The sequence below is a fragment of the Kangiella profundi genome (assembly GCF_002838765.1).
Taxonomy (GTDB): domain Bacteria; phylum Pseudomonadota; class Gammaproteobacteria; order Enterobacterales; family Kangiellaceae; genus Kangiella; species Kangiella profundi.
Genome location: NZ_CP025120.1, coordinates 1,655,196 through 1,669,340, shown reverse-complemented (window position 1 = coordinate 1,669,340; position 14,145 = coordinate 1,655,196). Strand labels below are relative to the sequence as shown.

The following is a 14,145-nucleotide window of genomic DNA, read 5'->3' as shown; positions in this document are numbered from 1 at the left end:
CTTTAAGTCGCTCAGGACTTTTTCTTCATAGGCGATTCGCCTGCATCAACCATGACAGCACCGAATTTCTTTTTCGGTTTATTTGATTGGGCCGGAGCTGCTGATTTTTTGCCCTGTTTCTTTTCCAGTCGTTTCTTCTCACGAGCGGTTAATTTCTTTGCGCCATCTTTTTTCTTTTTAGTGCCAGCCGCTTTGCCGCTTGCTTTGAGTTTCTTAGGACCTTTGTATTTTCCCTGAAGCTCTTTGATGGTTTTTAACTGAAACTTACCACTAATGGCTTTTTCAATAGTAACCATCAAGTTCCATTCTCGATGACTGATTAAAGATATTGCTGTACCCGTCTCACCAGCTCGAGCCGTACGACCGATGCGGTGGATATAATCTTCTGCGTTGTGTGCCATATCGAAGTTAATTACAAGATCAATATCTTTAACATCAATCCCGCGAGCAGCAACATCAGAGGCGATTAATACCTTAATCTTACTGTCTCTGAATTGAGTCATTACATGGTTACGAACGCTTTGCGAAATATCGCCATGTAGCGTTCCGGCAGCAATTTTATGATAGCGGATCAATCCACCTAGACGATCAACCTGTTCTTTGGTATTACAGAAGACAATGGCCTTACGATACTCTTCGTTGGCCAATAACCATTGTGTGAGCTTTTCTTTATGGTTTAAGTCATCAGCAGTGATGATGAATTGCTCAATTGCGTCGTTCTTAGCTTCAAAGGAGTTCAGGACAATGGCTTCAGGCTCATCCATCAAATAATCCGTTAAATGCCTGATGCCTTTTGTTTTGAGTGTAGCCGAGAACAGCAGTGTTTGTCTTTCTGAGTTACAGTAGCCTGCTATTGCCTGTACATCGTCGGTGAAGCCCATTTCGAACATTTTATCTGCTTCATCAATGACCAGATATTCGAGATCATTCAGATCAGCGCTTTCTTTTTCACAATGCTCAAGCATACGGCCAGGTGTTGCGATAATGATTTCTGGATTGTCGCGGAAAATTGATTGCTGATATTTGTACTCAGCTCCACCGATGATTAAGCCGGTTTTTATTGAAGTAAATTGGGTGAGATCCTTGGCATGCTTGTTGATTTGGCGTGCTAGCTCGCGCGTCGGAGCTAAAATCAATACTCGTGTACTGGTGTGACGAGATGGTTTTTCTAATAATTTATGAATAATCGGGAGCAAGAAAGCGGCGGTTTTGCCTGAGCCCGTTTCGGCACTAACCATAACATCCTGCCCATCCAGAATGGGTTGAATGGACTGCTGTTGAACTTCAGTTGGAGTATGAAGCTTTAATTTTTCTAACGCTTTTTGAAGGCCAGAATGAAGGCTCTGGAATATTGATGTCTCAGACACTTGAATAACCGGTTGAAAATAACTGGCGCTATTTTAACACTGATTGTAATTAATAGTGGTAATTATTTGGCCTGTTTTGCTTTAAGTAAGGGCTTTAACATTCCTTCAAGTCCATTAAGTTTTACCTCATAAATCAGCGCTAATTGACGACCTAACTTGTTTTTTGGGAATCCTTCTTTGTGAAACCAGACCAGATAGGGTTCTGGTAGCTCAAGCAGGCGTCTACCCTGGTATTTGCCGAAGGGCATCACTTGATTAATGGCATCGATAAGCTCTTGCTGGGACTTCTGTGGGTGTTCTTCTAGGGGCATTTATCGCTCTGTAGATTGCATTCTGAATACGAGTGTTTATGATGCTATAAAGTTTTAAAGTCAAGCAAAGTATAGAGAGAGCCCATGAAAAAGACATTTCTGAGTACATTAGTCGTTGCGATTTCGTTGAGTGCTTTGACTGCATGCCAGCAGGAGGAGGCCGCTGAGCAGCCGGTAAAAACTGAGGTTGTTGCTGAGGTAGAAGTTGCTGAAAAGCCTGTTGATTATAGTGCTAAAGCAGAAGAAATTAGTAAAAAATACATCATTGCAGATACTCACATTGATGTACCTCATCGATTATTGGAAAAATATGATGATGTCAGTCAGGCAACAGAAGGCGGAGACTTTGACTATCCGCGTGCTGTTAGAGGCGGATTAGATGCACCATTCATGTCGATTTATACACCGGCTGATCTTGAAGAGAAGGGCGGTAGTAAAGAGCAGGCTGAACAACTGATCGATATGGTCGAAAAAATGGCTGTTGACTCCCCGGATAAATTTGCTCTGGCGATGTCTCCTGGTGACTTATTGCGCAATTTTAGACAGGGGTTGATTTCATTACCAATGGGTATGGAAAATGGTTCTCCGATAGAAGGCGATTTAGCCAATGTCGAATATTTCTTTGACAGAGGTATTCGCTACATAACCTTGGCGCATTCGTTGAGCAATCATTTATCAGATTCTTCTTATGATGAAGCACGTCCAAATGATGGCTTGAGTGATTTTGGTCGTGAAGTGGTCAAAGAAATGAATCGTCTTGGCATGATGGTCGATGTGTCTCATTTATCGGACAAAGCCTTCTATGACGTACTTGAAGTGTCAGAAGTCCCGGTCATTGCCAGTCATTCCTCAGCGCGCCATTATACGCCCGGTTTTGAGCGGAATATGAGCGACGAGATGATAAAGGCACTTGCAGATAACGGCGGTGTTATCTTCATTAACTTTGGCTCAACCTTCGTTTCGCAAGCTTCTCGAGATAACTATGATGCTTACAAAGAAGCCCGCCAACAATTTATGGAAGAAACGGGCGTAACCGCAGAACATGAAAGTGTGATGGAATTTACCAAGCAATACCGCGCAGAAAAACCATTTGAGTTTGCCGATCTTGAAGTTGTACTTGATCACTTCGACCACGTTATAAAACTGGTTGGTGTCGATTATGTCGGTATTGGCTCAGATTACGATGGCGTTGGTGACAGCCTGCCAACAGGCCTAAAAGACGTTGCTACCTATCCGAATTTAATAGAAGGTCTATTGGTTCGAGGCTATAGCGAGGAAGAGATTGCCAAGATTCTATCGGGTAATTTACTGCGCGTATGGACCCAGGTTGAGAACCACGCCCAGCAACAATAATTGCTTAGTTAATAAGTTTCATTATGATGGGTATTGGAAAAACGTTATTTATCAACACAAAAGGGGAAAACAATGAACAATAAAATTATTTCAGTGGTGGTTTTAGTTGCCGGTATTGCTCTATTTTTCTGGGGCTACAATATGACTCAAGGCGCTGAAGAGCAAATCCGCGAGGCTTGGACCGGCTCTTTCTCTGATAAAGCTACCTGGCTAATGATTGGTGGCGGTATTCTTGCCTTGGTTGGGTTGTTACAGTTAGTGTTTGGGAAGAAGTAAGACATAAATTAAAAAAAGCCCGCAGTGCGGGCTTTTTTTATTCGTTCAATAATTTGGATAAACTATCCACCTGTTGCTGCAAAACTCCGTTGACCGCTTTCGACCAGTCTTCTGTTTTCTGATTAACAAAACCTGTGACTCTGTAGGTTAGGGTGAGTGTGGTATTGCCATCTTCAGTGGACTCGAATTTCCAAAGCATATGCCCATTTACGGCCAAAGATTGCAAAGGCCCTAAGCCACCAGTCATTTGGATGCTTATCTCAGGATTGATATTGGAGACAGTCATATGAAGTGCTTGTTTATCACCATTCCGCTCGCAGAAACAGCCTCCCGCTTCAGGTTCAATGGACATTGCTGAGGCATCACCAAACCAGGTGTGGCTATCCTGCCACCAATCGCCGATGTGTAGGAACTGCTGATAGGCTTGCTCCTTGGGAGCCATTAAAGTAGTTTTTATTGATACGATGAAGTGTTGATCTGACACTTCCCTAACTTCGGCTTTGGCGATAAACGATGCCAATAATAGAATGATAAAGGCTGTTATTTTCATAAGTATTCCCTCTAGTGTTTGCTTACTAGATTACTGCTGCTGGTGTAATAAATCCACCAGTGCCTGTGCCGCATTGGAGAGCGTTTTATTGGTGCGGTAGATGATGCCCATGCTACGAACCGACAGGTTTCTTTCTTTGCTGATAACCGTTAATGGTTCACTGACCAGTCGCTCGGGGAGCAGAGTCCAGCCCATTTTGCAGGCGACCAATTTAGCGATGACTTCCAGGTAATTGGCCGTTTTCACTTTGCCAAGATGTACTCCTAATGCATCAAGCTGCTGCTCAAACAATTCTCGTGGAAAGGTATGGGCGGGCGGTAGAATGCAAGGATAGCGGCTGAGCTGGCTGGTGGGGTTGTCATGATTCAGCAGCTCATAATCTTTATGGCAGACCATTTGTAGGGCTTCTTGCCAGATAAGCTGATGATTGAGTCTTGGGTCTGCCTGATTGGGGAAGGTTAATAGCGCCAACTCGAGATCGCCTGTCAATACACGCTCATAAGCGAGCTCTGAGTCAATGAAGTCAATGTTGAGATCCACTTCGGGGTAGGTATCGATATAATGCTCAAGGTAATTGGGAAGCAGGTGCAGGCCAATATAATGGCTGGTTCCGATGTGCAGCTGGCCACTGACTTTGCCGGTAAGATCCCGTATTTCCTGAAGTGTGTTGTCAATGCCACCGAGAATAGCGGGTGCTTGTTGGCGTAACAGGCGACCGGCCTCGGTTTCAATAACATGATTGCCAACCCGGTCAAACAGGTTAGTGCCTACAATGGCTTCCAGCCTTTTGATGCGTTTGCTCAAAGCAGGTTGGGTCAATTGCAACTTTTTGGCAGCCAGTGTAAAAGAGCCAATGCTGGCAACGCTGAGAAAGGTTCGCAGTAGGTCCGTATCCATGCCATTCCTATAAGTTATCGATTTAATGAAAATAATGAATTTGAGTTATTATAGGCGAAGTTCTATCATGCTCAAGTGATAGTTGTTGCTGTCAGGACACTCTCATGCCTCTATTTGCTCTATCAAAGCAAAAACAGCAAGCCTGACTTCAACCATTAACCTAATCGATACTCTTTATCATAAATACTAGAGGTACCAAATGGCTGGTAAAACCCTTTATGACAAGTTATGGGATGACCATCTTGTCGCGCAAAATGACGACGGTTCAGCGCTAATCTATATTGACCGTCAACTTCTCCATGAAGTCACTTCGCCACAGGCTTTTGAAGGCCTCAAGCTAGCTGGCCGTAAGCCACGTCGTATCGACGCCAACCTGGCCACCCCTGATCACAATGTACCTACTACCGACAGAACAAAGGGCATAGAAGATCCGATTTCACGTATTCAGGTGCAGACGCTTGATGATAACTGTGATGAGTACGGTGTAACTGAATTTAAAATGGACGATATTCGTCAGGGTATTGTTCATGTGATAGGCCCAGAGCAGGGCTACACATTGCCGGGTATTACTATGGTTTGTGGTGACTCTCATACTGCTACTCACGGTGCATTTGGAGCCATGGCTTTCGGTGTGGGTACATCAGAAGTTGAGCATGTTTTGGCGACTCAGTGTTTACGGCAAAAGAAAATGAAGAACATGCTGATCAAGGTTGATGGCCAGCTTGGTCTTGGCGTAACTGCAAAAGATATCGTGTTGGCAGTGATCGGCGAAATTGGTACAGCCGGTGGTAATGGCCACGCGATGGAATTTGCTGGTAGCGCAATTGAAGCTTTATCCATGGAAGGTCGTATGACCATCTGTAATATGGCGATTGAAGCGGGTGCGCGTATTGGTCTGGTGGCTGTTGATGATAAGACCATCGAATATGTGAAAGGTCGTCCATTTGCACCGAAAGGTGAACATTGGGATATGGCTGTTAAAGCCTGGCGTGAACTGAAAAGTGATGCCGATGCACACTTCGATAAAGTGGTTGAGCTAAAAGCTGAAGATATCATCCCTCAGGTCACCTGGGGTACCTCACCAGAAATGGTTAAGCCTGTGACGGGTACCATTCCTAATCCAGCTAACGAATCAAATGCCGTTAAGAAAGAGGGTATTGAGCGTGCGCTTAAGTATATGGACTTAAAAGCAGACATGCCGATTACTCAAATCCCGGTCGATAAAGTCTTTATTGGTTCCTGTACCAATTCACGTATTGAAGATTTGCGTGAAGCAGCTGCAGTTGCCAAAGGTCGTAAAGTAGCAGCCAGCGTCAAATTGGCGATGGTGGTGCCGGGCTCTGGTTTGGTTAAACAACAGGCCGAAGCTGAAGGTCTGGATAAAATCTTTATCGAAGCAGGTTTCCAGTGGCGCGAACCTGGTTGCTCCATGTGTCTGGCCATGAATGCCGACCGTCTGGAGCCTGGTGAGCATTGTGCTTCAACTTCAAACCGTAACTTCGAAGGTCGTCAGGGCCAAGGTGGACGTACGCATCTAGTAAGCCCTGGAATGGCCGCAGCCGCAGCTGTTTATGGTCACTTCACGGATGTTCGTGAATTAGAATTACAACCGATTACTGGAGGTGCTAACTAATGGAAGCTTTTACTCAGCATACAGGTTTAACGGTGCCATTAGACCGTGCCAATGTGGATACTGATGCGATTATTCCAAAGCAGTTCTTGAAGTCCATTAAACGTAGCGGTTTTGGTCCAAACTTATTCGATGAATGGCGTTATCTTGATCATGGTGAGCCGGGTATGGATAACTCTAAGCGTCCGGTTAACCCTGATTTTGTTTTGAACTTCCCGCGCTATAAAGGGGCGTCAGTATTACTGGCTCGCGAAAACTTCGGTTGCGGTTCAAGCCGTGAGCATGCTCCCTGGGCTTTAGAGGATTATGGCATCAAGGCGGTAATTGCGCCGAGTTTTGCTGATATTTTCTTCAACAACTGCTTCAAAAACGGTATCTTACCGATCGTTTTAGATCATGATACGGTTGATTTGCTGTTTAAAGAAACTGAAGCAAACGAAGGCTATAAGCTGGATATCAATCTTGAGCAACAAACAATTACGCGCCCGAATGGTGAAGTGATTAATTTTGAGGTTGAATCTGATCGTAAGCACAGCCTGTTGAATGGACTTGATGATATTGGTATCACCCTGCAACAGGAAGCGGCGATTACAGCATATGAGAGTGAGCGTAAGAAACGCGCTCCATGGCTTTTTAACGGGTAAAATTACTCCAGTGCTTTGTTATTTAGAATTTTTTCTGGGTCATTGGCTAAAGTGCCAACTCCCCATTAAAAAAGTTCTAAATGCCTCGCCCTGAAGCAATTTTCCTCCGTTAAAATGAAAATGAATTGACAGTAGGGTGCGTCGCGACGCACCGTTTTACAAAACTCAAAGAGTAGAGTAACAAGATGACTAAGAAAATTTTGGTATTGCCGGGCGATGGTATTGGTCCGGAGATTGTGGGTCAGGCGACGCGTGTATTGGACGCGCTAATTGCTGACCATGGCTTGGATATGACTTATGAGTCTGCATTGGTGGGCGGTTCTTCTTTTGATGAACATGGCGTGCCTTTGACTGATGAAGTGCTTGAGAAAGCGCGTCAGGCAGATTCGGTTCTACTGGGCGCCGTTGGCGGTCCTAAGTGGGAACAATATGAAATCGCGGTTCGTCCAGAAAAAGCATTGTTAAAACTTCGTTCTGAACTGAAGTTGTTCGGTAATTTACGTCCAGCTATTTTGTACCCCCAACTGGCTAGCGCATCAAGTTTAAAACCTGAACTGGTTTCTGGACTGGATGTATTGATTGTTCGCGAATTAACCGGCGGTATCTATTTTGGTCAGCCACGTGGTATTCGTACAAACAATAATGGCGAGCGCGAAGGTTTTAATACTTACATCTATAGTGAGAGTGAAATTGAGCGTATCGCACACGTTGCATTCCGTGCAGCAATGTTGCGTGATAAGCGTTTATGTTCAGTGGACAAAGCAAACGTACTTGAAGTAACTGAACTATGGCGCGAAGTGATGACTCGTGTTGGTAAGGAGTATCCAGAAGTTGAGTTAACGCACATGTATGTGGATAACGCGGCTATGCAGTTGGTTAGAGCTCCTAAGCAATTTGATGTGATGGTTACTGGTAATATGTTTGGTGATATCTTGTCTGACTGTGCGGCAATGTTGACTGGTTCGATTGGTATGCTTCCTTCCGCTAGTTTGGATGCTAATGGTAAAGGCATGTATGAGCCAATCCACGGTAGCGCTCCTGATATTGCTGGCCAGAACAAAGCCAACCCGTTAGCGACTATCCTTTCTGTTTCAATGATGTTGCGTCACAGCTTTGGTGAAGAAGCTTTGGCAGACAAAATTGAAAATGCCGTTTCTACTGTCTTGGATCAAGGTTACCGCACCGGTGACATATATACTGACGGCATGAAACTGGTATCGACCAGTGAAATGGGCGATGCAGTATTGGCTGCTCTTAAATAAGGGGCACTAAAATAAGGATCACTATGACAAACAAAGGCTTATCAGCCTCTGATTTGACCATATCGCGTGCTGAGCACGTTTTGTTGGAAGGCGCTGAACTTGAGTTGGCGCCTTCAACTATTACTTATCTTTATGGTGAAAATGGTGCGGGTAAAACCAGCCTGATGCGTTGTCTGTCCGGCCTGTTACAGGCAGATAGCGGCAAAATTCACTGGAATGGCCAGCTCATCACCAGTCTAGATTCTGATTACTTTCAAGATCTTATCTTTCTGGCTCATGCCTTATCAATGAAGGCGGAACTGACCATTTTCGAAAACTTGAGCTTCTATGCTCGATTGAGAGGCGTTAAAGATCCAAAACCTCTGATTGATAAAGCAACAACTGAACTCGGAATTGGACAGCTACAGAATCGCCGTTTTGCAGAGTTGTCGGCTGGTCAGCAACACAAGGTTGCTCTTTGTCGCCTAGTGATTGAGCCAGCGAAAATCTGGATATTGGATGAACCCTTCGTCAATCTGGATAAGGGCACACGCCATTGGCTGGCTGAGCTGATTCAGCAGTTTGCCAGACAGGGTGGTACGGTTCTGTTTACATCACATCATGAGATTGAAGAATTGGCCATTGATCAACGGATAGGGATTGAGCACTAATGTTTAGCGCCTTATTGAAGAGAGAGTTGATGGTTGCGCGCCGTAACTGGATCGGTATCGTCATTCCTTTGTTTTTCTTCGTGATGGTCGTCAGCCTATTTCCGTTTGGGGTGAGTCCTGAAGCCCCGGTTTTACAAAAAATTGCTCCAGGTATTATCTGGGTTGCTGCATTGCTTTCAACTTTGCTGTCTCTTGAGCAATTTTACCGCAGTGATTATCAGGACGGCTCGCTTGAACAGACCTTGTTGATTGCTGGGCCAACTCAAGTTGCAAGCGCTAAAATTCTTGCGCATTGGCTATTAACAGGCCTGCCATTGGTAATTATTTCGCCTTTGCTGGGTATTTTGATGCAGATCAATCATGGCTTTGTCGAATCCAATCATACTTGGGTCCTGATGTTGAGCCTTCTGCTGGGAACGCCAACTCTGTGTCTAATTGGCGCAATTGGTATGAGTCTGGCTTTGGCCGCCAATCGTAACGGCATGTTGGTTGCCATTCTAGTGTTGCCTTTGTATGTACCGATTTTGATTTTTGGCACTTCAACAGTTACAGCATCGCTGGAAAATTTCAGTTATAATGGCCAACTTGCGATTTTGGCTGCACTTTTGATGATTGCGCTGGTAGTAAGTCCCTTTGCAGCGGGACGCGCATTGAAAATTTCGGTCAGCTAGCAGATTGTCGCTAGTGGCCAGCTAAATTAAAGACTGACTGACAATAGGTTTACAATTAATGGCTTCTCGTTGGCGTTGGTTTCATCAACTCGGTTCCCCTAAATGGTTCTTTGAAAAATCCTCCAAATGGCTTCCGTGGATCTGGGCAAGTACCCTGATTCTATTGGCGATTGGGCTTTATTATTCCTTGTGGGCTTCGCCAATTGAGGCTCGTCAGGGACAGGGGCATACCGTCCGTATTATGTATATCCATGTTCCGGCTGCAGCTCTTTCGATGGTTGGTTATGTGGTTATGGCAATTGCCTCAATCATTGGTCTGGTCTGGAAAATGAAGATGGCATTTGCTGCTTCTCGTGCCATTGCGCCAATTGGTGCCGCCATGACCTTCATTGCTCTATTCACCGGTGCGGTATGGGGTAAGCCTACCTGGGGCACCTGGTGGGAGTGGGATGCACGATTAACCTCAGAATTGCTATTGTTATTCCTATACTTAGGTTTTATCGCACTACATTCTTCTTTTGCCGAACGTGCCAAGGCCGACAAAGCCGCATCGGTACTGGCCATTGTTGGCGTTATCAACGTGCCCATCATCTATTTTTCTGTTAAATGGTGGAACACTCTGCATCAAGGCTATTCGGTGACTCAGAAAGGAGCCTTGGCGCCAGAATTTCAGGTGCCGTTATTTATCATGATAGGCGCTTTCTATCTATTATTCATAGGCTTAGTCATTATGCGCTTACGGGTAGAGGTTTTAATCCGCGAACAGAAATCTCGCTGGGTTTCGGACTGGGCTGCTTCTCATCCATCAAAGCAAATGCAGAAGGGAGGTTAAACAATGAATAGCTTCCACGAATTCATATTTATGGGTAAACATGGCGCTTATGTCTGGTCCAGCTATATCGTCACTTTTCTGGTGTTATTAGGTTTATTCTATTGGTTCCGATATTTATTGAAATCTCTGCGTAGCCAAGTAAAATCTGAGCTCAATTCAGGTGATTCTGATCGTAGTCAGGTTAAGGCTCGCAAGCTTAAAGTTGATAAAGCCGAATCACGAGATTAAAGATTTATGAAAGCACATCGTCGCAACAAACTTATTGCTATTCTGGCCGGTCTGGCTCTACTGTCTGGAGCTGTTGCTCTGATCCTGTTCGCTCTGAACGAGAATATTAATCACTTCTATGCTCCTACCGAAGTTAAAGAAGGCAAGGCACCACTCAATAAAACTATTCGTGTCGGTGGTTTGGTCGTTCCTGGCTCAATTGAGCGCTCAACAGAAAGTCTTTATGTAGAGTTTAAAATCACTGATAACCAAAGTCAGATGATTATCAGTTTCGATAATATTTTGCCTGACCTGTTTAAAGAGGGGCAGGGTGTTATTGCAGAAGGTCAGTTAGTTGAGCCAAATAAACTAGTGGCATCAAAGGTATTGGCAAAACATGACGAGACCTATATGCCACCAGAGGTAGAAGCCTCTCTGCAAAAGTATGGTCATCCAATGCAGCCACGTGATGGTGACGAATCTAAACAATCCTCAGACAAATATTAGTAGGTTTTCCCTTGATACCTGAACTCGGAAATTTCTTTCTAATCATGGCGTTTATTAACGCCATTTTATTAGGTACCTTGCCATTTTATGGTGCTCATACCAACCATAAGGGGTTGATTCAATTTGCCCATAAAGCATCGACCAGTTTATTTCTGTTGATGCTGGCCAGTTTTGCCTGCTTGACGATTTCCTTTATTCAGAATGATTTTTCAGTAGCTTACGTTGCCAATCATTCAAACACTCAGTTACCGCTTTATTATCGGATTTCCGCTGTTTGGGGCTCTCATGAAGGGTCCTTGTTACTTTGGGTATTGATATTAGCAGGATGGATATTTGCTGTTTCAAAGTTCAGCAAGTCTTTGCCAGACACTATGATTTCTCGCGTTTTGGGTGTTATGGGACTGATTGCTGTAGGTTTCGTATCTTTTACATTGTTTACGTCAAATCCTTTCGAGCGAGCATTACCTTTTATCCCAATTGATGGTGCGGATCTGAATCCTTTGCTACAGGACTTCGGTCTTATTGTTCACCCCCCAATGTTGTATATGGGTTATGTGGGTTTTTCTGTCGTGTTCGCCTTTGCTATAGCGGGACTGCTACAGGGCGAGCTGGATCATAAATGGGCAAAGTGGTCGCGTCCTTGGACGACGGTAGCATGGATTTTCATGACACTTGGTATAGCCCTGGGTAGCTGGTGGGCATACTATGAACTTGGCTGGGGTGGCTGGTGGTTCTGGGATCCGGTCGAAAATGCTTCCTTCTTACCATGGCTAGCGGGCACTGCACTGATACACTCTCTGGCAGCAACGGAAAAAAGAGCAGCCTTTAAGTCCTGGACTGTATTACTGGCGATTTTGACCTTCTCGCTAAGCTTACTGGGAACCTTCCTGGTTCGCTCTGGTGTTCTTACATCTGTTCACGCTTTTGCTAACGATCCTGTTCGCGGTAAGTTTATTTTGATGTTCCTTGCTATTGTGGTTGGCGCTTCTCTAATTTTATATGCCATTCAATCTAGTAAAGTTCGTTCTAAATCAGACTACACGCTGGTATCGCGTGAAATTGCATTGCTGTTTAACAACGCATTATTAGCGGTTTCAACTTTTGTGGTATTACTTGGAACCTTGCACCCATTGATGGTTGAAGCCTTTACCGATGGCAAGTCTTCAGTGGGCCCTCCGTATTTCAATCTAATGTTTTCGGTGTTCTTTATTCCTATTCTGCTGTTAATGCCTCTGGGGCAGCAAATCAGCTGGAAAAAAGATGACCTTCCTGCATTGTTGAAAAAGTATCTTTGGTGGTTCTTAAGTTGCATATTCCTAGGATTGCTACTTACTTTTGGCCTTAATGGCTTTACGTTTGCTGATATCGAACCGATGGCTATTCTCGGTACCATTCTTGGTCTTTGGGTCATTGCAGGCACAGTGAAGTATATTCAGCTTCAATCCTCTAAAAGTCAGTCGCGCTTGGCCGGTATGCGTAAAATTAGCCGCAGTTACTGGGGTATGATTCTAGCTCATATTGGTGTTGCCGTTACTACGCTCGGTGTAGTGCTCACTTCTTATTACAGCATCGAAAAAGATATTCGCATTGAAATTGGCGAAACCGTCGAAGTTGAAGGCCTGTCGGTACACTTTAAAGATTTCAAGAATATTCAAGGTCCAAACTACATTGCCTCCAAAGCGATTTTCGATGTCACAAAAGATGATGATTTTATTGCTCAATTGAAGCCTGAAAAGCGTCGCTACAATGCTTCACAAATGGTTATGACTGAGGCGGCCATTGACCCTGGTTTATTTAGAGATGTTTATATCGCCATGGGCGAACCGCTGGACAATTCTGCTTGGGCAATTCGCGTTTACTACAAGCCGTTTGTACGTTGGATTTGGTTAGGAGCTATTTTTATGGCACTGGGTGGTATTTTAGCGATGACGGATAAACGCTACCGGGAAAAAAAATTCAAGAAAAAAGCGTCTCAGGAGGCTATCACTAATGGCCAATAAAAAAGTTATTATCACCTCTATACCTATTGTGATTTTTACCGCTCTGGTGGTGGTGTTCTGGTTTTCTTTGGGAAATGATCCGACAGAATTGCCATCTCAGCGAATTGGTAAAGAGGTTCCTGAGTTTCGTCTGAGTAATCTGCACAACGCCGAAGAGTTCTTCACTAATCAGGATTTACCTAACAAGCCGTTTTTGCTTAATGTGTGGGCAACTTGGTGCGTCTCATGTCATGTTGAGCATCCATATCTGGTTAGGTTTGCCAATCAATATCCCATCCCAATCATTGGCTTGAATTATAAAGATGAGCGGGTGGATGCTTTGAAATACCTTCAAAAAGGCGGCGATCCATACTTATTTTCCATCGCAGATGAACAAGGCACCATGGGCATTGACCTTGGAGTTTACGGTGCTCCAGAAACCTTCCTAGTAGATGGTAATGGTGTAATCCATCACCGCTATGTTGGTGTGATAGACAATCGGGTCTGGAATACCATCATTTTGCCAAAGATGAAGGAGCTTGACCCTAATCTAGAGCAACTGGAGGCCGCCGAATGAAAAAGCTTATTCTGATAATTTGTGCCTTAATGATGGCTCAGCTTGCTCAGGCCGTCATTGAAACCTATGACTTTGATAGCGAAGAGCAAGAGCAACTGTATTACGAAATAATCAATGAACTACGTTGTCCTAAGTGTCAGAACCAAACCATTGCCGATTCAGATGCTCCTCTGTCTAGAGATTTACGTTTTATCGTTCAGCAAAAAATTAAAGCCGGCGAATCCAAGCGTCAGATTCTTGCCTATATGCAGGAGCGCTATGGGGACTTTGTACTGTATGACCCGCCATTGCAGCCAGCCAATTACATTTTATGGTTTTCGCCACTGATTATTTTTCTGGTGATATTAGCGGTAGTTGTTGCACGAGTTGGTCGCCGCAAAGTCACATTGGAAGACGAGTCTAATCGAGCTGACAAAGAGAAGGGTGAATAGT

Annotated in this window: 17 protein-coding genes; 13 read left to right on the top strand and 4 right to left on the bottom strand. The window is 44.4% G+C overall.

Annotation, left to right across the window (positions count from 1 at the left end; genetic code table 11):
- Nucleotides 1–11: 11 nt before the first annotated feature.
- Together CW740_RS07770 and CW740_RS07765 are read right to left on the bottom strand one after the other, a co-directional pair.
- Nucleotides 12–1,367, bottom strand: coding sequence for a DEAD/DEAH box helicase (locus tag CW740_RS07770; RefSeq protein ID WP_106646983.1), 1,356 nt, complete (start codon nucleotides 1,365–1,367; stop codon nucleotides 12–14).
- A 62-nt stretch (nucleotides 1,368–1,429) separates the two neighbouring features.
- Complete coding sequence (locus tag CW740_RS07765; protein WP_106646982.1) at nucleotides 1,430–1,678, bottom strand: DUF3820 family protein; 249 nt, start codon at nucleotides 1,676–1,678, stop codon at nucleotides 1,430–1,432.
- Nucleotides 1,679–1,762: 84 nt separating this feature from the next.
- Between CW740_RS07765 and CW740_RS07760 the strand changes: the two genes are divergently transcribed.
- A complete protein-coding gene (locus CW740_RS07760) occupies nucleotides 1,763–3,031 on the top strand; it encodes a dipeptidase (protein WP_106646981.1) in 1,269 nt (422 codons plus the stop codon).
- 72 nt (nucleotides 3,032–3,103) lie between these two features.
- Entirely contained in the window at nucleotides 3,104–3,307 is a 204-nt protein-coding gene (locus CW740_RS07755) for a DUF3185 family protein (RefSeq protein WP_106646980.1), read from the top strand.
- 37 nt (nucleotides 3,308–3,344) lie between these two features.
- On the opposite strand, the gene CW740_RS07750 is transcribed toward CW740_RS07755, so the two are convergent.
- Together CW740_RS07750 and CW740_RS07745 are read right to left on the bottom strand one after the other, a co-directional pair.
- Nucleotides 3,345–3,857 carry an SRPBCC family protein gene (locus tag CW740_RS07750; RefSeq protein ID WP_106646979.1) on the bottom strand — a complete coding sequence of 171 codons (513 nt, stop codon included), beginning with the start codon at nucleotides 3,855–3,857 and terminating at the stop codon, nucleotides 3,345–3,347.
- 30 nt (nucleotides 3,858–3,887) lie between these two features.
- On the bottom strand, nucleotides 3,888–4,754 hold the full coding sequence (locus tag CW740_RS07745) for a LysR family transcriptional regulator (protein ID WP_106646978.1): 867 nt from the start codon (nucleotides 4,752–4,754) through the stop codon (nucleotides 3,888–3,890).
- Nucleotides 4,755–4,953: 199 nt separating this feature from the next.
- Here CW740_RS07745 and leuC point away from each other — a divergent pair, with 199 nt between their 5' ends.
- The 11 genes from leuC to CW740_RS07690 all read left to right on the top strand — a co-directional run bounded on the left by leuC (nucleotide 4,954) and on the right by CW740_RS07690 (nucleotide 14,144).
- Nucleotides 4,954–6,387 carry a 3-isopropylmalate dehydratase large subunit gene (leuC, locus tag CW740_RS07740; protein ID WP_106646977.1) on the top strand — a complete coding sequence of 478 codons (1,434 nt, stop codon included), beginning with the start codon at nucleotides 4,954–4,956 and terminating at the stop codon, nucleotides 6,385–6,387.
- A complete protein-coding gene (gene leuD, locus CW740_RS07735; protein WP_106646976.1) occupies nucleotides 6,387–7,028 on the top strand; it encodes a 3-isopropylmalate dehydratase small subunit in 642 nt (213 codons plus the stop codon). The genes leuC and leuD overlap by 1 nt, the downstream gene beginning before the upstream one ends.
- A 185-nt stretch (nucleotides 7,029–7,213) precedes the next feature.
- A complete protein-coding gene (gene leuB / locus CW740_RS07730) occupies nucleotides 7,214–8,290 on the top strand; it encodes a 3-isopropylmalate dehydrogenase (RefSeq protein ID WP_106646975.1) in 1,077 nt (358 codons plus the stop codon).
- A 23-nt stretch (nucleotides 8,291–8,313) separates the two neighbouring features.
- A complete protein-coding gene (gene ccmA / locus CW740_RS07725) occupies nucleotides 8,314–8,940 on the top strand; it encodes a heme ABC exporter ATP-binding protein CcmA (protein WP_106646974.1) in 627 nt (208 codons plus the stop codon).
- On the top strand, nucleotides 8,940–9,611 hold the full coding sequence (gene ccmB, locus CW740_RS07720; protein ID WP_106646973.1) for a heme exporter protein CcmB: 672 nt from the start codon (nucleotides 8,940–8,942) through the stop codon (nucleotides 9,609–9,611). Before ccmA ends, ccmB begins: the two co-directional genes overlap by 1 nt.
- Before the next feature lie 58 nt (nucleotides 9,612–9,669).
- Nucleotides 9,670–10,443 (top strand): heme ABC transporter permease CcmC, encoded by a 774-nt coding sequence (gene ccmC, locus CW740_RS07715; RefSeq protein ID WP_106646972.1) that lies wholly within the window; start codon nucleotides 9,670–9,672, stop codon nucleotides 10,441–10,443.
- Nucleotides 10,444–10,446: 3 nt separating this feature from the next.
- Nucleotides 10,447–10,671: a heme exporter protein CcmD gene (gene ccmD, locus CW740_RS07710; protein ID WP_106646971.1), complete on the top strand. Its 225-nt coding sequence runs from the start codon at nucleotides 10,447–10,449 to the stop codon at nucleotides 10,669–10,671.
- Between the two features lie 6 nt (nucleotides 10,672–10,677).
- Nucleotides 10,678–11,157: a cytochrome c maturation protein CcmE gene (gene ccmE, locus CW740_RS07705; RefSeq protein ID WP_106646970.1), complete on the top strand. Its 480-nt coding sequence runs from the start codon at nucleotides 10,678–10,680 to the stop codon at nucleotides 11,155–11,157.
- Between the two features lie 11 nt (nucleotides 11,158–11,168).
- Complete coding sequence (locus CW740_RS07700; RefSeq protein ID WP_106646969.1) at nucleotides 11,169–13,157, top strand: heme lyase CcmF/NrfE family subunit; 1,989 nt, start codon at nucleotides 11,169–11,171, stop codon at nucleotides 13,155–13,157.
- Complete coding sequence (locus CW740_RS07695; RefSeq protein ID WP_106646968.1) at nucleotides 13,147–13,713, top strand: DsbE family thiol:disulfide interchange protein; 567 nt, start codon at nucleotides 13,147–13,149, stop codon at nucleotides 13,711–13,713. Before CW740_RS07700 ends, CW740_RS07695 begins: the two co-directional genes overlap by 11 nt.
- Nucleotides 13,710–14,144 (top strand): cytochrome c-type biogenesis protein, encoded by a 435-nt coding sequence (locus tag CW740_RS07690; RefSeq protein WP_106646967.1) that lies wholly within the window; start codon nucleotides 13,710–13,712, stop codon nucleotides 14,142–14,144. Before CW740_RS07695 ends, CW740_RS07690 begins: the two co-directional genes overlap by 4 nt.
- Nucleotide 14,145 lies beyond the last annotated feature (1 nt).